The sequence below is a fragment of the Streptomyces sp. Ag82_O1-12 genome (genome assembly GCF_900182715.1).
GTDB classification, from domain to species: Bacteria; Actinomycetota; Actinomycetes; order Streptomycetales; family Streptomycetaceae; genus Streptomyces; species Streptomyces massasporeus.
Map to the genome: position 1 here is coordinate 1197032 of NZ_FXUW01000001.1, position 17507 is coordinate 1214538.

Below are 17507 nucleotides of genomic sequence, written 5' to 3' on the forward strand. Positions count from 1 at the left end.
CGGGACGGGATGGCGAGGGCGCCGTGCGGGGTCCTCGGGCGGGAGCCTGCAATTCACCGAGGGCGCCCTGCGGCACCCACCGAGCGGCGGGCGCCGAGGCCCTGCCTGAGCCCGAGGCAGTCCGCCCCCGGCAGGCGGATCCCCGGACCGACCGACTGCTGGGTATGTGCACGGGATACCATTTCCGTCGCCATGCAGACGAACCCCACCTACAGCAGCCTGGTCGCCGTCGGCGACTCCTTCACCGAGGGCATGTCGGACCTGATGCCCGACGGCACCTACCGGGGCTGGGCCGACCTGCTCGCCGCGCGGATGGCGGCCCGCACGCCCGGCTTCCGGTACGCCAACCTCGCCGTGCGCGGCAAGCTGATCCAGCAGATCGTCGACGAGCAGGTCGACGTCGCGGCGGCCATGGGTGCCGACGTGATCACCCTGGTCGGCGGGCTCAATGACACGCTGCGGCCCAAATGCGACATGGGCCGGGTCCGCGGACTCCTGGAGGAGGCCGTGGAGAAGCTGGCACCCGCCTGCCGGCAGCTCGTCCTGATGCGCAGCCCGGGCCGGCAGGGCCCCGTCCTGGAGCGGTTCCGGCCCCGCATGGAGGAGCTGTTCGCCTGCGTCGACGAGCTGGCCGCCCGGCACGGCGCGATCGTCGTCGACCTGTACGGCGCGCCGTCCCTGAGCGACCCGCGGATGTGGGACGTGGACCGGCTGCACCTGACGGCCGAGGGCCACCGCCGGGTCGCGGAGGCGGTGTGGCAGACACTGGGCCACGACCCCGAGGACGCCGAGTGGCACACGCCGATGGCGGCGACCCTGCCGCCGGGCTGGGTCATGCGGCGCGTGGCGGACGCCCGGTTCGCCCGGCAGCACCTGTTGCCGTGGATAGGCCGCCGCCTGACGGGCCGCTCCTCGGGTGACGGACTGCCCCCGAAGAGGCCCGAGCTGCTGCCGTACGAGGACCGGGTGTAGCCCCAGGTGGAGAGGGCCCGGAGCTCTCGTAGGTTCCGACAAGGACACCCGCGGCGCTGGCCTGCACGAATCGCCAGTAGAATCCGTGCACGTGACTTCCGCTCCCGCCAAGCCCCGCATCCCGAACGTCCTCGCCGGACGCTACGCCTCCACCGAGCTCGCCACGCTCTGGTCGCCCGAGCAGAAGGTGAAGCTGGAGCGCCGGCTCTGGCTCGCCGTGCTGCGGGCCCAGAAGGACCTCGGGATCGAGGTGCCGGACGCGGCGCTCGCCGACTACGAGCGTGTTCTCGACACCGTCGACCTGGCCTCGATCGCCGAGCGCGAGAAGGTCACGCGGCACGACGTGAAGGCGCGGATCGAGGAGTTCAACGACCTCGCCGGGCACGAGCACGTGCACAAGGGCATGACCTCCCGCGACCTCACCGAGAACGTCGAGCAGCTCCAGATCCGCCTCTCGCTGGAGCTGGTGCGCGACCGCACGGTCGCCGTCCTGGCCCGGCTCGGCAAGCTGTCCGGCGAGTACGGCGAGCTGGTCATGGCCGGCCGCTCCCACAACGTCGCCGCGCAGGCCACCACCCTCGGCAAGCGCTTCGCCACCGCCACCGACGAACTGCTCGTCGCGTACGGCCGGGTCGAGGAGCTGCTGGGCCGCTACCCGCTGCGCGGCATCAAGGGCCCGGTCGGCACCGCGCAGGACATGCTGGACCTGCTCGGCGGGGACGCCGGGAAGCTCGCGGAGCTGGAGCAGCGGATCGCCACGCACCTGGGCTTCTCGCAGGCGTTCACCTCGGTCGGCCAGGTCTACCCGCGCTCGCTGGACTACGAGGTCGTGACCGCGCTGGTGCAGCTGGCGGCGGCCCCGTCGTCGCTGGCCAAGACGATCCGGCTGATGGCCGGGCACGAGCTGGTCACCGAGGGCTTCAAGCCCGGCCAGGTCGGCTCCTCGGCGATGCCGCACAAGATGAACACCCGCTCCTGCGAGCGCGTCAACGGCCTGATGGTGATCCTGCGCGGCTACGCCTCGATGACCGGCGAGCTGGCGGGCGACCAGTGGAACGAGGGCGACGTGTCCTGCTCGGTGGTGCGCCGGGTCGCGCTGCCGGACGCGTTCTTCGCCCTGGACGGCCTGCTGGAGACGTTCCTGACGGTCCTCGACGAGTTCGGCGCGTTCCCGGCGGTCGTCGCCCGTGAGCTGGACCGCTACCTGCCCTTCCTCGCCACCACCAAGGTGCTCATGGGCGCCGTGCGCGCGGGCGTCGGCCGGGAGCTCGCGCACGAGGCGATCAAGGAGAACGCCGTCGCCTCCGCGCTCGCCATGCGCGAGCAGGGCGCCGAGCGCAACGAGCTGCTCGACAAGCTGGCCGCCGACGCGCGCATCCCGCTGGACCGGGACCAGCTGGACGCGCTGATGGCCGACAAGCTGTCCTTCACCGGTGCCGCCGGCGACCAGGTCGCCGCCGTCGTCGCCCGGGTCGAGGAGATCGTGAAGCAGCACCCCCAGGCCGCGGGCTACACGCCCGGCGCGATCCTCTGACGCCCCTGTCCTGATGGCGCGTTTCACGCCAGAGGAGTTGGAGGCCGCCCGCGACCGCGTCGTGCCCGACGTGGTCGCGGAGGGTCTGCACGTCCTGTTCTGCGGCATCAACCCGGGCCTGATGACGGCCGCGACGGGCCATCACTTCGCCCGCCCGGGCAACCGCTTCTGGCCGGTGCTGCACCGGTCCGGTTTCACGCCGCGGCTGCTGAAGCCGTCCGAGCAGCGGGAGTTGCTGTCGTACGGGCTCGGCATCACCAATGTGGTGGCGCGGGCCTCCGCGCGGGCCGACGAGCTGAGCGCCGAGGAGTACCGGGAGGGCGGGCGGCTGCTCGCGGCGAAGGTGGAAGGGCTGCGGCCGCGTTGGCTGGCCGTGGTGGGGGTGACCGCGTACCGCGCGGCCTTCGACGACCCTAAGGCGCAGGTGGGGCCGCAGACGCGGACGATCGGGGACACACGGGTGTGGGTGCTGCCGAATCCGAGCGGGCTGAACGCGCACTGGACGCTCGACACGATGGCCGAGGAGTTCGGACGGCTCCGGGAAGCCGCCGGAAGCTGATCGCCTACGGGGGGTCCGTCTCCGTGACCAGGGCCAGCAGTTGGACCTCCCGCGAGGGGTCCCGGTCCGCGACCGCCACGGCGACCCAGCGGCCGGTGCCCTCCACCTCCCACAGGTGCGCGACGCCCGCCCGGGCACTCAACTCCGCCCATGGCGCGGGTATCTCCTCCCGCTCGGTGCGCAGCAGGACGGTCCGCAGGTTGTACGGAGGGGTGTCGCCCCAGCGGGAGGCGAGGAGCTCGTGGACGGCGTCGCGGTCCTTCTCGAACTGGTCGATCGTCACCGCTCTGGTCGCCGGGTCGTCGTCGGTCGCGGCCTCTAACACCGCGATGTGGTGACCGGGCCCCGAGGCACCGACGTCCGACGGGCCGTGCTCCGCCGGAAAGGGGCGGTAGCACAGCTCGTCGATGAGGGCGATGTGCTGTGCGATGTTCATGGGTCCAGTAAACCCGCCGCCGCTGACACGTGGCGGGGCATCAACCGGCTCGCCCTCAGGCGTCCCTGCGGCGCACGCTCCAGGCACCCGCGAGCAGCGCCGCGGCCGTCCACAGCGCGGTCACCGCGAGCCCCGACCACGGCCCGAGCATGCCGTCGTAGGTCTCCCTGAGGACCAACTGCCCGGCCTTGTCGGGCAGGAAGTCGGCGACGGTGCCCGAGGCGTCGCCGATCACGAACGACACGACGAGGATGAACGGCACCAGCAGGGAGAGGGTGGCAACGCCGCTGCGGAGCAGGGCGGCGACACCCGCGGCGAACAGGGCCATCAGCATGAGGTACACGCCGCAGCCCAGGACACCGCGCGTCTGCTCGCCGGTGCTGAGCGTGTCGGCCGCCGGGCCGAGGCCCGCCCGGCCCACCAGAAGGGCGGCGAGGGCCGTCACCAGCCCCGTGAGGAGCGCGGGTACGGCGATGACGGCCGTCTTGGCCGCGAACCACCGGCCGCGCCGCGGCACCGCGGCCAGCGAGAGCCGGAGCGCGCCCTGGTGGAACTCCGACGACACGGCCATGGCCCCGAACGAGATGGCCGCGATCTGGCCCGGGAGGACGCCGGACAGGGACGTGAACAGCGGATCGAAACCGGGGTCCGAGGCATCGGAGACTCCGGCGAGCGCGGAGAACGCCGTGGTCGCCGCGAACAGCGCCAGCAGCGCCCCCGGCAGCGAGCGCAGGGTGCGGATCTTCAGCCACTCGGAGCGCAGTACGGGCGTGAATTCCATGGTCAGGCCTCCTGGTGCTGTGCGGTGAACTCGGTCTCGGCCCCGGTGAGGTCGAAGTAGGCCTGCTCCAACGTGCCCTCCTCGGCGGCCAGTTCCAGGATGGGCACCCCCGCGGCCGAGGCGATGCGGCCGATGTCCTCCACCCGTGCGTCGTGCACGGTCCAGTGCCCGTCCGTGTGCTCCTGCGCGTCGTGGCCGTGCCGGGCGAGGGCCGACTCGAGCGCGACGGGGTCGGTCGTGCGGATGCGCACGCGGGGCTGCACGCGCGCGTGGATGAAGTCCCGCATGGGGGTGTCGGCGAGGAGCCGGCCCCGGCCGAGGACGACGAGGTGGTCGGCGAAGGACGCGGTCTCGTTCATCAGATGGCTGGAGACCAGGACCGTGCGGCCCTCCTGCGCGAGCCGGCGCAGCAACCGCCTGATCCACACGATGCCTTCGGGGTCGAGTCCGTTGGACGGCTCGTCCAGCATGACCACCTCGGGGTCGCCCAGCAGGGCGGCGGCGATGCCGAGCCGCTGGCGCATGCCCAGGGAGTACGTCCGCACGCGGCGCCGGGCCACCGACGCCAGGCCCGTCTCCTCCAGGACCTCGTCGGCCCGCCGGTCCGGGATGCGGTTGCTCGCCGCCAGGACGCGGAGGTGGTCGCGGGCGGTGCGGGAGCCGTGCGCGGCCTGCGCGTCGAGCAGGGCTCCGACGTGGCGCAGGGGTTCGTGGAGCGTCGCGTAGGGCCGGCCGCCGATCGTGGCGGAACCGGCGGTCGGCCGGTCGAGGCCGAGCACCAGCCGCATGGTGGTGGACTTCCCGGCGCCGTTCGGGCCGAGGAAGCCGGTGACGCGGCCGGGCTGCACACGGACGGTGAGCCGGTCCACGGCTCGCCGGCCGCCGAACTCCTTGGTGAGGTCCTGGACGTCGATGCTGGTCATGGCAGCAGCGTGGCGGTCGGACCGGGGTGCGGTCCTCCCCCGGCGGTGGAGATCGTCTCCCCCGCGCGGGGGAGGCTCGCTGTCGGTGCCGGCTGGCACGATGACGCCATGGTCCGCATGGTGCGCCCCTTCACCCGGGCGGTGACGTACACGCGGTGGCTGCATCTCTCCATGGCCATCGTGTGGCCCGCCCTGTGGCTGTTCATCGACGAGGCGTGGTGGACCGTGGGCACGGCGACCGTGGTGCTCGGACTCGCGGGCCTGCTCCCCGCCATGCGGGTCGTGGAGGGGTTGCAGGCCAGGCTGCTGCTGACCGGCCATCGGAACGGCAGCGAGAGCGCGGAGATCGTGGTCACGCCCTCGGCCACATGGGGCGATCGCGGGCGGACGGTGGTGTGGCTGGGGGCGCGGCTGCTCCTCGGCGTCCTGGTGTCGCATCTCTGCGTCCATGCCCTTCTCCTCGCGATGGACCTGGTGTCGACGGCGCTCGGCGGCGAGCGCGCGGGCGGCGCCTGGCTTCGCGTCGAGGGCCCTCACTGGTGGCACGCCCTGCTCGCGCCCCTGCCGCTGGCCCTGGCAGCCGCTGTCGTGGTCGGTTCGGGGCACCTCATCACGCGGATCGCTCTGCGCCTGCTCGGCCCGTCCCCCGCGGAGCGGCTCGCCGCCCTGGAGGAGCGCACCGAGCAGCTGCTGGAACGCACCCGGATCGCCCGCGAGTTGCACGACTCCATCGGCCACGCGCTCACGGTCGCCGTGGTGCAGGCGGGGGCCGCCCGGGCGGCGGGCGATCCCGCCTTCACCGACCGGGCCCTGGGCGCCATCGAGGAGACGGGCCGGGCCGCCCTGGAGGACCTGGAGCGGGTGCTGGGCGTCCTGCGCGAGTCGGAGAAGCCGGTGAGCGGCAGACCGACCCTCGCGGACGCCGACCGGCTGCTGGAGTCGGCCCGGGCCTCCGGGGCGAAGGTCGACGCCGAGGTGACCGGTCCCGTGGAGACCGTGCCGGGGCCGGTGTCCAGGGAGGGCTACCGGATCCTCCAGGAGTCGCTGACCAACGTGCTGCGGCACGCGGGGGCGGTCCCGGTGCACGTCCGTGTGCGGGTCGCCGACGGCACCCTCGTCCTTGCCATACGCAACCCACTGCCCGCCGGGGGCACCGGCTCCGGGCGTGGCAGCGGTCTGCGCGGAATACGGGAACGCGCGGCGCTGCTCGGCGGCCGGGCCCGGACCGGCCCCGACGAAGGCGACTGGCAGGTCCATGCCGAACTGCCGCTGAGTTGATCTACGCTGGTCCGATGCCGGTCACCGTTCTCCTCGTCGACGACGAACCCCTCGTACGCGCGGGTCTGCGGGCCGTGCTGGAGGCGCAGCCCGACATCGAGGTCGTCGGGGAGGCCGCGGACGGGGCGGCGGTGATCCCGCTCGTACGACGGTTGCGGCCGGACGTGGTCGCCATGGACGTACGGATGCCACTGCTGGACGGCATCGAGGCCACCCGGGCGCTGCTGCGGACCGTCGACGATCCGCCGCGGATCCTCGTGGTGACGACCTTCGAGAACGACGAGTACGTCTACGAGGCGTTGCGGGCGGGAGCCGACGGGTTCCTGCTGAAGCGGGCCCGGCCCGCCGAGATCGTGCACGCGGTGCGGCTGATCGCCGAGGGCGAGTCGCTGCTGTTCCCGGCGTCGGTGCGGCAGCTCGCCGCCGAGTACGGCGACACCGGCGGAAACCGTGCGGCACGGGCCGTGCTGGAGCGGGCCCAGCTGACCGAACGCGAGGCCGAGGTGCTGCGGCTGATGGCGCGGGGCCTGTCGAACGCGGAGATCGCCGCCCGGCTCATCGTCGGGATCGAGACGGTGAAGTCGCATGTCAGCGCGGTGCTGTCGAAGCTGGGTGCGCGGGACCGCACCCAGGCGGTGATCGCGGCGTACGAGTCGGGCTTCGTGGCGCCGGGCTGATCACCGAGGACCGGCGCCCGCCCCTCGCCGGGGTGTGCCCTGCCGAAGTACGATCCGGCCAACACGCGCACGACCTGGGAGGACGGACCGTGGGGCGGCTGACCGGCGGGGATCCCTCGCTGCTGCGAAGGATCAACTCCGCGGTGGTGCTGCACGCGCTGCGCGCCACGGACTGCGCGACGCTGACCGAGATCACCCGGGTGACGGGTCTGTCCCGGCCGACCGTGGAGGGCGTCGTCGAAGGGCTCATCGAGGCCGGGCTCGTCGTCGAGCAGGCCGCCGAGGAGGGCGCCGCCCGACGGCAGGGGCGTCCGGCGCGGCGGTTCCGGTTCCGGGCGGAGGCCGGGCATCTGCTCGGGCTGGAGATCGGGGCGCACCGGGTGGCCGCGCTGCTGTCCGACCTGGACGGCCGGGTGATCGGCGCCCAGGCCAAGGAGGTGCCCGAGACGGCGGGGGCCGACGAGCGGCTGGAGCGGCTGCGCGGGGCCGTCGCCGAGCTGCTGCGGCGGGCCGGGGTCGCGCGCGGCTCGCTGCGGGCCGTGGGCGTGGCGACGCCCGGGATCGTCGAGGCCGACGGCACGGTCCGGCTGGGCACGGCGCTGCCGGGGTGGACGGGGCTGCGGCTGGGCGAGCGGCTGGGCCGGTCGTTCAAGTGCCCGGTCCTGGTCGAGAACGACGCCAACGCCGCGGCCGTCGCCGAGCACTGGAAGGGCGCGGCCACCGAGTCGGACGACGTGGTGTTCGTGCTGGCGGGGCTCAGCCCGGGGGCCGGTTCGCTGATCGGGGGCCGGCTGCACCGGGGCTACGGCGGCGCGGCGGGCGAGATCGGCGCGCTGCACCTGCTGGGCCGGGGGGTGACGCCGGAGACGCTCCTGTCCACCACGGACGAACCTCTCCACCCGCTCGACGAGCAGGCCGTCGCCGCGGTCTTCGCGCAGGCCCGTGAGGGCGACCAGCGGGCCCGCGCGGCCGTCGAACGCTTCAATCAGCGCCTGGTCCACGACGTGGCGGCCCTCGTCCTCGCCCTGGACCCCGAGCTGGTCGTCATCGGCGGCTGGGCGGCGGGCCTGGACGGTGTCCTGGCCCCCCTCCGCGAGGAGCTCGCCCGCTACTGCCTGCGCCCCCCGGCGGTGACCCTCTCCGCCCTGGGAGACGCGGCAGTGGCGACCGGCGCCCTGCGCCTGGCCCTGGACCATGTGGAGGAGCAGCTGTTCGCGGTGGAACAGCGTCCCCTTTAGGGGCGCGGGGGCTCCCCCCGCGCCCGAAAGGTCAGGACGCCTTCTGCCGAGGTCCGGCGTGAATCTCCACGCCACCCGAGTCACCGAAGGTCAACCGGCACGTGTCAGCCCGGTACGTGGCCACCGACAACGCGGACGTACGCCCCCCGGCCACGAACCGAGTGGTCACCACCAGCACGGGCGCTCCCGGCAGCCGGTCCAGCTCCTTCGCCTCCTCGGCCCCGGCGGAGCCGAGCTCCACCGCGTTCTCCTGCCGTTCCAGCTCCAGCCGTTGCAGCTCCCGCAGCACCGCACGCGCGCGTGCCGCTCCGGACGGCGCGTCGATGCCGGAGAGCTCGGGCACCGAGGGCTGCGGGATGTACAGCAGTTCCGCGGCGACCGGCCGGCCGTGCGAGACGCGGGAGCGCCGCACGATGTGCACCGGCTCGTCGCGGCCGGTCTCCAGCGCGTCGGCGACGGCCGCCGGCGGCACGGCCGTGGTGCAGTCGGCGGGCTGCCAGTCGTCCTCGGGGCCGCCCGGCCAGGTGTGCGGGCCGGTGCCGAGGGAGACGCCCACGCGGGGCGGCGCGACGGTCGTACCGACACCGCGGCGGCGCTGCAGCCTGCCTTCGAGTTCGAGCTGCTCCAGTGCCTGGCGCAGCGTGGCGCGGGCGACGCCGAAGCGGGCCGCGAGGTCGCGCTCGTTGGGCAGGATCTCGCCCACCGCGAACTCCGAGTCGAGCGCTTCACTGAGCACCGTCTTGAGATGCCAGTACTTCGGTTCCTGCACCGATTCCAGCTGCGTGGTCCCCACCCTGTCCTCCGCAATCGCCTGGTCGGCGGCGTTTTAGAGCCCTTGTTTATTAAAGGTTGTTGCACTTCTCTGCGACCATAGGGCGGCCCTGATCCTTGGTCAAGACCAATGGCCGGGAACGTTCACGGGGCCGGTACCGAGGGGCCGCTGACCGGCTCGGCGGCGGTCTAGGCTGCGGCCAGCGACCGCAGTTTGTCGGGGTTGCGGACGATGTAGACCGACTGCACGCGGCCGTCGGCCACGTCGAGCTGGAAGACGGAGTCGGGCCGGCCGCCGGACAGGATCAGCGCGGCCGGGCCGCCGTTGAGCTCCAGGAACCGCACGGACAGGCCGGGGAGGCTCTTCTGTGCGACGCCGACGAGGAAGCGGCCCACCTTGTCGGCGCTCTGCAGGACCCGCAGCGGCGCCTGTGACTTGCCGCCGCTGTCGCCGACGAGCCGGACCTCGGGGGCGAGCAGTGCCATCAGGCCTTCGAGGTCGCCGTCGGCCGCAGCGGCGAGGAACCGCTCGGTGAAATCGCGACGCTGGGCGGGGTCGACCTCGTAACGGGGGCGCCGCTCCTCGACGTGCTTGCGGGCCCGCCCGGCCAGCTGACGCACCGCCGGTTCGCCGCGGTCGAGCATGGCGGCGATGTCGGCGTAGGGGAAGGCGAAGGCCTCGCGCAGCACGAACACGGCCCGCTCCAGCGGTGACAGCGACTCCAGCACGACGAGGACGGCGACGGAGACGGAGTCGGCGAGCACGGCCCGCTCGGCGGTGTCGGGCACGGTGTCGCCGAAGTCGGTGACGTACGGCTCGGGCAGCCAGGGGCCGACGTACGTCTCGCCGCGTGCCTTGATCTGGCGCAGGCGGTCGATGGCGAGCCGGGTGGTGATCCGCACGAGGTAGCCGCGCGGTTCGCGCACGTCCTCGCGAGGTGCGCCGGACCAGCGCAGCCAGGCCTCCTGGACCACGTCCTCCGCGTCGGCGACGCGGCCCAGCATGCGGTACGCGACGCCCAGCAGGACGGGACGGTGGGCTTCGAAGACGTCGGTCACGGTCTCGGTGGTCACGGCTCCATCCCAGCCCACCGACGGTGCTCTGTCCAGGCGGAACCACTCCTTCCCGGACAGAATGGCCGACAGGACGCCGGTGATCGGCGGCACGGCTGCGGAGGTGGCGATGCGGTACGCGGTGCTGGGCACGGGGCAGGTCGGGCGCACGCTCGGCGGACGGCTGGTGGAGCTGGGTCACGAGGTGCGGCTCGGCTCGCGCACGCGGGACAACACGGCCGCCGTGCAGTGGGCCGCTTCGGCCGGCCCGAACGCGGGCGCGGGCACGTTCGCCGAGGCGGCGGAGTTCGGTGAGGTCGTGGTGAACGCGGTCGGCGGGCGGGTGGCGCTCGCCGCGCTGGAGGCGGCCGGGGCGGAGAACGTCGACGGGAAGGTCGTCGTGGACGTGTCCAACCCGCTGGCGTTCGAGGAGGGCGAGCTGCGGCTGTCACCGGTCGAATCGGACAGCGTGGGCGAGCAGATCCAGCGGGCGTTTGCGCACGCGCGCGTGGTGAAGTCGCTCAACACGGTCAACTGCCGGGTGATGGTGGATCCGGCCAGTGTGCCGGGCGAGCACCATGTCTTCGTCTGCGGGGACGACCCGGGCGCCAAGGAGCAGGTGACGGCGCTGCTCGGGGAATTCGGCTGGCCCGCGGAGCGCGTCCTCGACCTGGGCGGCATCCGGGCGGCTCGCGCCGTGGAGATGTGGCTGCCCCTGTGGGTCGGCCTGTTCCAGAAATTCGGGCACGGTGAGTTCAACCTGGAGGTGCGGCGGGCCCGTTGAGCGGACCGGCGCCGTGATGGCGCCCCCGTGGGGCTACCCGTGGGTAGCAATTGCTGACAAGCTGTCTACGGAGTCCGTCAGCGAGTACAGCCGAGGAGCACCCCATGTCCGCCACCGTCTCCTTCAAAGTCGCCTCCGCGCAGGGCGAGCAGAGCGTGACCCTGTCCTACACACGCCGGGGCAGCGGCGAACCGCTGCTCCTGCTGCACGGCATCGGCCACCACCGGCAGGCCTGGGAACCGGTGATCCCCGCGCTCGCGGCCGAACGCGACGTGATCGCCGTGGACCTGCCCGGCTGCGGCGATTCACCGGCGCTCCCGGACGGCATGGCGCACGACCTGCCCACGATGAGCACGGTCCTCAAGGCGCTCTTCGGGGCGCTGGAGATCGAACGGCCGCACGTCGCGGGCAACTCGCTCGGCGGCCTGCTGGCGCTGGACCTGGCGCGGGCCCAGCTCGTCCGCTCGGTGACCGCGCTGTCCCCCGCCGGGTTCTGGAACGAGGCCGAGCGCCGCTACGCCTTCACCGTGCTGTCGACGATGCGGCAGATCGCCCGGCGCCTGCCGCCGCCCGTGGTCGAGCGGCTGGCCCGCCCGGCCCTCGGCCGCACCCTGCTGACCAGCACCATCTACGCCCGCCCGGGCCGCCGCTCACCCGAGGCCGTGGTCGCGGAGACGCTCGCGCTGGCGAACGCCCAGGGCTTCTCCGAGACACTGCGCTCCGGGCGGACCGTGCAGTTCACCGACGACATCGTGGGCACGCCGGTCACCGTGGCGTGGGGCAGCCGGGACCGGCTGCTCATCCCCCGCCAGGGCGTGCGCGCCAAGGGCGTGATCCCGCGGGCCAGGCTGGTGCGGCTGCCCGGCTGCGGCCATGTCCCGATGAACGACGACCCGGCGCTGGTGGCCCGGGTGGTCCTCGACGGCAGCCGCTGACCCGCCCCGGGGGGCGGCGAACCTTCCAGGGTCTGCTCAGCGGCCGGGGCGCCGGGACCGGGGTGGGCGCGGCCGTCAGGGCCGCGCCGCCGCGGGCGCACGACCTGGCTCCGCGCATCCCCGGCGCCCGCGCGGACTTCGTGCCCGGGACGCCGGACCTGGCCCTTTTCCCGCGCGCCGCGTGGGCCGCCGCGCAGCGCGGTGTGCTGGCGGAACTGCCGAACCAGGAGCTGGGCTACCCCGACCGCGCGGGCCGGCGAGGCTGCGGACCGTGCGGGCCGGCGAGGCTGCGGACCGCGCTGGCCGAACTGCTCGCCCGGCGGCGGGGCGTGGTGGCCGACCCGGAGCGGATCGTGGTCGTCTCCGGAGTGGCCCGGGCAACGGCACTGCTCGGTTTCGCGCTGCACGCGCGCGGGGTGCGCACCGTCGGTGTGGAGGACCCGGGCGGTCCCCAGCACGACGCGCTGTACGCCTCGGCCGGTGTCACCGCCGTGGCGCGCTGCCGCTGGACGACGAGGGCCCGCCCTGGAGCCGCTGCGGTCCTCGGGCGGGCGGGCCCTGGTGACGACTCCGGCCCACCAGTTCCCCACCGGCCTCGCCTACTCGGCCCGGCGGCGCGCGGAACTGCTGGACTGGGCGCGGTCGGTGGACGGCATCGTCCTGGAGGACGACTACGACGGTGACTTCCGTTACGACCGTGCTTCCGTCGGCGCGCTCCGGGGCCTCGACCCGGACCACGTGGCGTACACGGGCTCGGTCAGCAAGTCCCTCGCGCCGGGCCTGCGGCTTGGCCGGCTGCTGGTGCCGGAGTCCTGGACGGAGGAGGTCGTCGAACGCAGGCGCACGATGGATCTCGGCCACCCGGCCCTCGACCAGGTCCTGTTCGCCCGGTTCCTGGAGCGCGGCGACTACGACCGCCAGTTGCGCCGCTGCCAGCGCGCCTACCGCGACCGGCGCGACGCGCTGGTCACCGCCCTCGACGCGCACTTCCCCGAGGGGTCCGGGATCGCCGCGGGCCTGCACGTGATCGCCACGCTGCCGCAGCGGTACGGGCCCGAGGAGCGGTTCCTCGCGTGTGTGGCGGAGGCGGGGGTCACGGTGCGCCCGCTCTCGGCCTACGCCCACGCGGCGGCCGGGCCCGAGGGGGACAAGGAGATCCGGCTCGTCCTGGGCTACGCCCATGTGCCGACCGCCCGGATCGCCGAGGGCGTGCGTCTGATGGCCGAGGCGGCGACCGGGTGAGCCGACCGGTTCGCGCGTTCCCTCACCCTGCGGTCAGTTGTTCACTTGGGGTTCGTGTGTGCGCTGCGGCGTGCCAGTAGTTGTGGCTCTGCACACTTGGCCGGATCCCGTCCCTGGAGGCGCATCCATGTCACACCGTCCGTTGCCCGGGCGCCGTAGCGTCCTGCGTGGCTCTCTCGCCGTGTCGGCGGCCCTGTCCCTGCCCACCGCTCTCGGTGCGGCGCCCGCCCTCGCCCGCTCCGGGCGCCCGACAGCGGGGTGGGGTGTGCAGGCGGGAGACGTGACCTGCGACTCCGGGCTGGTGTGGGTGCGTTCCGACCGGCCGGCCCGGATGATCGTCGAGACGTCGGCGACCGAGTCGTTCCGCAACCCCCGCAGATGGCACGGGCCGCTGCTGGGCGCCGGCACCGACTTCACCGGCACGACCCGGCTGCACGGCCTGCCGTCCGGCGAGCAGATCCACTACCGCGTGCTGCTCGCCGACCCGGACGACCCGCGCCGCACCGGCGAGCCGGTCACGGGCACGTTCCGCACGGCATCCGCCAAGCGCCGTGACGGCGTGCGGTTCGTATGGTCCGGCGACCTGGCCGGGCAGGGCTGGGGCATCAACCCGGAGCTCGGCGGCTACCGCATCTACGACGCGATGGGCGCCCTCGACCCCGACTTCTTCCTCTGCAGCGGCGACAACATCTACGCCGACGGCCCGATCACCGGCACCGTGGCCCTGCCCGACGGCCGGACCTGGCGGAACATCACCACCGAGGAGAAGTCGAAGGTCGCCGAGACGCTCGCGGAGTTCCGCGGCAACTTCCGCTACAACTTCCTGGACGAGAACCTGCGGGCCTTCAACGCCCGGGTCCCGTCCATCGTCCAGTGGGACGACCACGAGGTCCTCAACAACTGGTACCCGGGCGAGATCCTCACCGACCCCCGGTACACCGAGAAGAACGTGGACGTGCTCGCGGCCCGCGCCCGCAGGGCGTTCTCCGAGTACTTCCCGATCTCCACGCTGCGCCGCCCCGACGGCCGGGTCTACCGCGTGCAGCACCACGGCCCGCTGCTGGACGTGTTCGTCCTGGACATGCGCACCTACCGCAACGCCAACTCGCCGGACGACCAGCCGGTCGACCCGCAGGGCATCCTCGGCCGCGAGCAACTGGAGTGGCTCAAGCGCGAGCTGTCCCGCTCCCGTGCGGTGTGGAAGGTGATCGCCGCCGACATGCCGATCGGCCTCGTCGTCCCGGACGCGCCGAACATCGAGGCCGTCGCCCAGGGCGACCCCGGAAAGCCGCTCGGCCGCGAGCTGCAGATCGCCGAACTGCTGCGGTTCGTCAAGCACCGCCGGATCACGGGCACGGTGTGGCTGACCGCCGATGTGCACCACACCTCGGCGCAGCACTACCAGCCGTCCAGGGCCGACTTCACCGACTTCGAGCCGTTCTGGGAGTTCGTCTCGGGCCCGCTCAACGCCGGTGCCTTCCCCGCGAGCGCGCTCGACGGCACCTTCGGCCCGGACCGCGTGTTCGTGAAGGCGCCGACGACCGCCAACGTCTCCCCCGCCGACGGCTTCCAGTTCTTCGGCGAGGTCGACATCGACGGTCACAGCGGGGAGCTGACGGTGCGTCTGCGGGAGCAGGACGGCACCGTGCTGTTCACCCAGACCCTTCAGCCGGGCCTGGTCGGCCAGTAGGCACGGAGCGCAACGTTTGAAGCATTGACAAAGGGGGCAGACTGCGCCCTTTACCCGCCGGTCACAATGCGTTCGCGATCACGCAACACCGTTCCGTCACAGTGGGTGCATGACGCGAGAAGTGACTCAAGTGACGCACCCTGACGACAACTGCCGCCCCGCCACCTCGTGGCAGCGGGCCACGGCGGCGTTCCACGCCTGGCGGACACGACGCCAGGAACACGCACCGCCGACGAGTGATACCGGGTCCCCGGCACCGGAGCCGGTGCCGGGGGCGAACACGCTGTGGCGGATGCGGACCACGGTTCAGGACGAACCGGGGTCACTGGCCGCGCTGTGCGGTGCCCTGGCCGGGCGGCGCGTGGACATCCTGAGCCTGCAGACGCACCCGCTGGCCACGGGCACGGTCGACGAGTTCCTGCTGCGGGGCCCGGCCGGTCTGTCGGCGCCCGAGGTCACCACGGCCGTCGAGTCGGCCGGCGGCACCGACACCTGGATCGAGCGGGCCGACGCTCACGACCTGGTGGACGCGCCGACCCGGGTCCTCGGGCTCGCCGCCCGCACCGCCCTGGACGCGGCGGAACTTCCGCTTGCTCTGCGGCAGTTGCTCGGCCGGTGCACGATCCGTTCCCGTCCCGCTCCGGCCGGCGGCGGGGCCGCAGGGGGCGTTCCCGTGGAGGGGGCCCTCGACGACACCGTGATGCGGCTGCGCGGCCCGGAAGGCGGCGTGATCACCGTCGAGCGGCCGTATCTGCCCTTCACCCCCACCGAGTTCGCCCGGGCCAGAGCCCTGGTGGAACTCGACGCCCGGCTCGGACCGCGTCTGCCGCACGGCCGGGATGTGCTCACGCTCGCCGAGGGCAGCGACATCACCGTGCGGCGGGCCGACACCCGTGACCTCGAAGCGGCCCGCGCGATGCACGAGCGCTGCTCGGCGCGCACGCTGAAGCTGCGCTATCACGGGCCCGTCGGTGACGCCGACCGGTACCTCAACCACCTGCTCAGTCCGCGCTACGGCCGCACCCTCGCCGTGCAGACGGCCTCCGGGCGGGTCGTCGGGCTCGGTCACCTCCTGTGGGACGGGGACGAGACGGAGGTCGCGCTGCTCGTCGAGGACGCGTGGCAGCGGCGGGGCGTCGGGGCGGAGTTGCTGCGCAGGCTGGTGGGGATGGCGGTCGATGCCGGGTGCTCGAGTGTGTATGCCGTGACGCAGGCGTCCAACACGGGGATGGTCGCCGCTATGCGGGGACTGGGACTGCCTCTCGACTACCAGGTCGAGGAAGGGACACTGGTCATCACGGCGCGGTTGAGTGAAGCGGTCGTGACAGGTGCGGAGGGACTCGGGAGCTCCTCCGCACCGTAGCGGTATCCGTCAGTGTGCGGGCGCGGGTTCGTCGTGGCTTGTCGCGCAGCTCCCCGCGCGCCTATCGGGGCGTCGTCCCAGCGCCGCGTCCAGATCGGACCACAGGTCCTCCACGTCCTCCAGGCCCACCGACATGCGCAGCAGCTGGTCGCTCACGCCGGCTCCCCTGCGGTCGTCCGCGTCGACGATGCGGTGGCTGATGGAGGCCGGGTGCTGGATGAGGGTGTCCACGCTGCCGAGGCTCACCGCCGGGGTGATCAGGCGGACCGCGCCGATCACCTCGTGCGGGTCGCCGTGCACCTCGAAGGCGACCATCGCGCCACCGATGCGCGGGTAGTGGACGCGGGCGACGCGCGGGTCGGCGGCGAGGCGGCGGACGAGTTCGGCCGCCGTGGCGGAGGCCGCCCGGACCCGGACGGGAAGAGTGGACAGGCCGCGCAGCAGCAGGTAACCGGCCAGCGGGTGCAGGACACCGCCGGTGGCGAAGCGCACCTGCCGCAGCCGGCCCGCGAACTCCTCGTCGCAGGCGACCACCCCCGCGAGGACGTCACCGTGCCCGCCGAGGTATTTGGTGGCGCTGTGCAGGATCAGCCGGGCCCCTTGCTCGGCGGGGCGCTGGAGGACCGGCGTGGCGAAGGTGTTGTCGACGAGCAGCGGCACCGAGCCGCAGGCGTGCGCGACGGCCCGCAGGTCGACCTCGGCGAGCGTGGGGTTGGCCGGGGACTCGACCAGGACGAGTCCGGTGTCCGGGCGCAGGGCGTCGGCGACGCCGGCGGGGTCGGTCCAGGTCACCTCCGAGCCCAGCAGCCCGGCGGTGAGCAGGTGGTCGCTGCAGCCGTACAGGGGGCGTACGGCGACGACGTGCCGCAGGCCCATGGAGCCGCGAACGAGCAGGACGGCGCTGAGTGCGGCCATGCCGCTCGCGAACGCCACCGCCGCCTCGGTGCCCTCCAGTCGGGCCAGGGCGGTCTCGAAGCGGGCGACGGTCGGGTTGCCCAGCCGTCCGTAGACGGGCGGGCCGTCCGGCTCCGCGCCGGTGGTGGCGAACGCGTCGATCCGGGCCGCCTCGCCCCGGCTGTCGTACGACGGGTAGGTGGTGGACAGGTCGATGGGCGGGGCGTGCAGACCCTGCCGGGCGAGGTCGTCCCGTCCGGCGTGCACGGCCTCGGTGGCGAGGGCTCGCGGTGCGGTGCGTACGTCGTCGTGGGCGCGCGTGCTCGTTGTGTCCATGTCCATGGTGGGTAAGGGTGAACATCGAGCGGGCTGCCGGG

General features: G+C 73.4%; 16 protein-coding genes and 1 pseudogene. 11 read left to right on the top strand and 6 right to left on the bottom strand.

Annotation, left to right across the window (positions count from 1 at the left end; translation table 11 throughout):
• The first annotated feature begins 192 nt into the window (after positions 1-192).
• The 3 genes from QOL88_RS05510 (at position 193) to mug (ending at position 3065) form a co-directional block, all read left to right on the top strand.
• Positions 193-972, top strand: coding sequence for an SGNH/GDSL hydrolase family protein (locus QOL88_RS05510; RefSeq protein WP_097215352.1), 780 nt, complete (start codon positions 193-195; stop codon positions 970-972).
• Positions 973-1063: 91 nt separating this feature from the next.
• Complete coding sequence (gene purB / locus QOL88_RS05515) at positions 1064-2506, top strand: adenylosuccinate lyase (RefSeq protein ID WP_097215353.1); 1443 nt, start codon at positions 1064-1066, stop codon at positions 2504-2506.
• A gap of 13 nt (positions 2507-2519) precedes the next feature.
• Positions 2520-3065: a G/U mismatch-specific DNA glycosylase gene (gene mug / locus QOL88_RS05520; protein ID WP_097215354.1), complete on the top strand. Its 546-nt coding sequence runs from the start codon at positions 2520-2522 to the stop codon at positions 3063-3065.
• A 4-nt stretch (positions 3066-3069) separates the two neighbouring features.
• Here the strand turns inward: mug and QOL88_RS05525 are convergent, their stop codons facing one another.
• The 3 genes from QOL88_RS05525 to QOL88_RS05535 are packed head-to-tail and all read right to left on the bottom strand — an operon-like array spanning position 3070 to position 5205.
• Complete coding sequence (locus tag QOL88_RS05525) at positions 3070-3501, bottom strand: hypothetical protein (RefSeq protein WP_097215355.1); 432 nt, start codon at positions 3499-3501, stop codon at positions 3070-3072.
• 55 nt (positions 3502-3556) lie between these two features.
• Entirely contained in the window at positions 3557-4282 is a 726-nt protein-coding gene (locus QOL88_RS05530) for an ABC transporter permease (RefSeq protein ID WP_097215356.1), read from the bottom strand.
• Between the two features lie 2 nt (positions 4283-4284).
• Positions 4285-5205, bottom strand: coding sequence for an ABC transporter ATP-binding protein (locus QOL88_RS05535; RefSeq protein ID WP_097215357.1), 921 nt, complete (start codon positions 5203-5205; stop codon positions 4285-4287).
• 108 nt (positions 5206-5313) lie between these two features.
• Here QOL88_RS05535 and QOL88_RS05540 point away from each other — a divergent pair, with 108 nt between their 5' ends.
• The 3 genes from QOL88_RS05540 to QOL88_RS05550 all read left to right on the top strand — a co-directional run bounded on the left by QOL88_RS05540 (position 5314) and on the right by QOL88_RS05550 (position 8398).
• On the top strand, positions 5314-6483 hold the full coding sequence (locus tag QOL88_RS05540) for a sensor histidine kinase (RefSeq protein ID WP_097215358.1): 1170 nt from the start codon (positions 5314-5316) through the stop codon (positions 6481-6483).
• Between the two features lie 14 nt (positions 6484-6497).
• Positions 6498-7160, top strand: coding sequence for a response regulator (locus tag QOL88_RS05545; RefSeq protein WP_097215359.1), 663 nt, complete (start codon positions 6498-6500; stop codon positions 7158-7160).
• Positions 7161-7249: 89 nt separating this feature from the next.
• Positions 7250-8398 (top strand): ROK family transcriptional regulator, encoded by a 1149-nt coding sequence (locus QOL88_RS05550; protein ID WP_097215360.1) that lies wholly within the window; start codon positions 7250-7252, stop codon positions 8396-8398.
• Between the two features lie 31 nt (positions 8399-8429).
• Here QOL88_RS05550 and QOL88_RS05555 read toward each other — a convergent pair whose 3' ends face one another.
• Together QOL88_RS05555 and QOL88_RS05560 are read right to left on the bottom strand one after the other, a co-directional pair.
• Complete coding sequence (locus QOL88_RS05555; RefSeq protein ID WP_097215361.1) at positions 8430-9191, bottom strand: GntR family transcriptional regulator; 762 nt, start codon at positions 9189-9191, stop codon at positions 8430-8432.
• Positions 9192-9358: 167 nt separating this feature from the next.
• Complete coding sequence (locus QOL88_RS05560; RefSeq protein WP_097215362.1) at positions 9359-10243, bottom strand: RNA polymerase sigma-70 factor; 885 nt, start codon at positions 10241-10243, stop codon at positions 9359-9361.
• A gap of 109 nt (positions 10244-10352) precedes the next feature.
• Here QOL88_RS05560 and QOL88_RS05565 point away from each other — a divergent pair, with 109 nt between their 5' ends.
• The 5 genes and pseudogenes from QOL88_RS05565 to QOL88_RS05585 all read left to right on the top strand — a co-directional run bounded on the left by QOL88_RS05565 (position 10353) and on the right by QOL88_RS05585 (position 16236).
• The gene (locus QOL88_RS05565; protein WP_097222875.1) at positions 10353-11006 is read left to right on the top strand and encodes an NADPH-dependent F420 reductase; all 654 of its coding nucleotides are present in this window, start codon (positions 10353-10355) and stop codon (positions 11004-11006) included.
• Positions 11007-11110: 104 nt separating this feature from the next.
• On the top strand, positions 11111-11941 hold the full coding sequence (locus QOL88_RS05570) for an alpha/beta fold hydrolase (protein ID WP_097215363.1): 831 nt from the start codon (positions 11111-11113) through the stop codon (positions 11939-11941).
• Positions 11938-13183 (top strand): annotated as a pseudogene (locus QOL88_RS05575) (aminotransferase-like domain-containing protein). Before QOL88_RS05570 ends, QOL88_RS05575 begins: the two are co-directional and overlap by 4 nt.
• 127 nt (positions 13184-13310) lie before the next feature.
• On the top strand, positions 13311-14873 hold the full coding sequence (locus tag QOL88_RS05580; protein WP_097215364.1) for an alkaline phosphatase D family protein: 1563 nt from the start codon (positions 13311-13313) through the stop codon (positions 14871-14873).
• 109 nt (positions 14874-14982) lie between these two features.
• Positions 14983-16236 (top strand): GNAT family N-acetyltransferase, encoded by a 1254-nt coding sequence (locus QOL88_RS05585; protein WP_097215365.1) that lies wholly within the window; start codon positions 14983-14985, stop codon positions 16234-16236.
• A 9-nt stretch (positions 16237-16245) separates the two neighbouring features.
• Here the strand turns inward: QOL88_RS05585 and QOL88_RS05590 are convergent, their stop codons facing one another.
• Complete coding sequence (locus QOL88_RS05590; protein ID WP_179879092.1) at positions 16246-17466, bottom strand: trans-sulfuration enzyme family protein; 1221 nt, start codon at positions 17464-17466, stop codon at positions 16246-16248.
• Between the last annotated feature and the right edge of the window lie 41 nt (positions 17467-17507).

Excerpts from the sequence above, each read along its gene's own strand:
- QOL88_RS05510 (WP_097215352.1), top strand. The coding sequence starts at position 193 with ATGCAGACGAACCCCACCTACAGCAGCCTGGTCGCCGTCGGCGACTCC.
- mug (WP_097215354.1), top strand. The coding sequence starts at position 2,520 with ATGGCGCGTTTCACGCCAGAGGAGTTGGAGGCCGCCCGCGACCGCGTC.
- QOL88_RS05525 (WP_097215355.1), bottom strand. The coding sequence starts at position 3,501 with ATGAACATCGCACAGCACATCGCCCTCATCGACGAGCTGTGCTACCGC.
- QOL88_RS05530 (WP_097215356.1), bottom strand. The coding sequence starts at position 4,282 with ATGGAATTCACGCCCGTACTGCGCTCCGAGTGGCTGAAGATCCGCACC.
- QOL88_RS05535 (WP_097215357.1), bottom strand. The coding sequence starts at position 5,205 with ATGACCAGCATCGACGTCCAGGACCTCACCAAGGAGTTCGGCGGCCGG.
- QOL88_RS05540 (WP_097215358.1), top strand. The coding sequence starts at position 5,314 with ATGGTCCGCATGGTGCGCCCCTTCACCCGGGCGGTGACGTACACGCGG.
- QOL88_RS05545 (WP_097215359.1), top strand. The coding sequence starts at position 6,498 with ATGCCGGTCACCGTTCTCCTCGTCGACGACGAACCCCTCGTACGCGCG.
- QOL88_RS05565 (WP_097222875.1), top strand. The coding sequence starts at position 10,353 with ATGCGGTACGCGGTGCTGGGCACGGGGCAGGTCGGGCGCACGCTCGGC.
- QOL88_RS05570 (WP_097215363.1), top strand. The coding sequence starts at position 11,111 with ATGTCCGCCACCGTCTCCTTCAAAGTCGCCTCCGCGCAGGGCGAGCAG.
- QOL88_RS05580 (WP_097215364.1), top strand. The coding sequence starts at position 13,311 with ATGTCACACCGTCCGTTGCCCGGGCGCCGTAGCGTCCTGCGTGGCTCT.
- QOL88_RS05585 (WP_097215365.1), top strand. The coding sequence starts at position 14,983 with ATGACGCGAGAAGTGACTCAAGTGACGCACCCTGACGACAACTGCCGC.
- QOL88_RS05590 (WP_179879092.1), bottom strand. The coding sequence starts at position 17,466 with ATGGACACAACGAGCACGCGCGCCCACGACGACGTACGCACCGCACCG.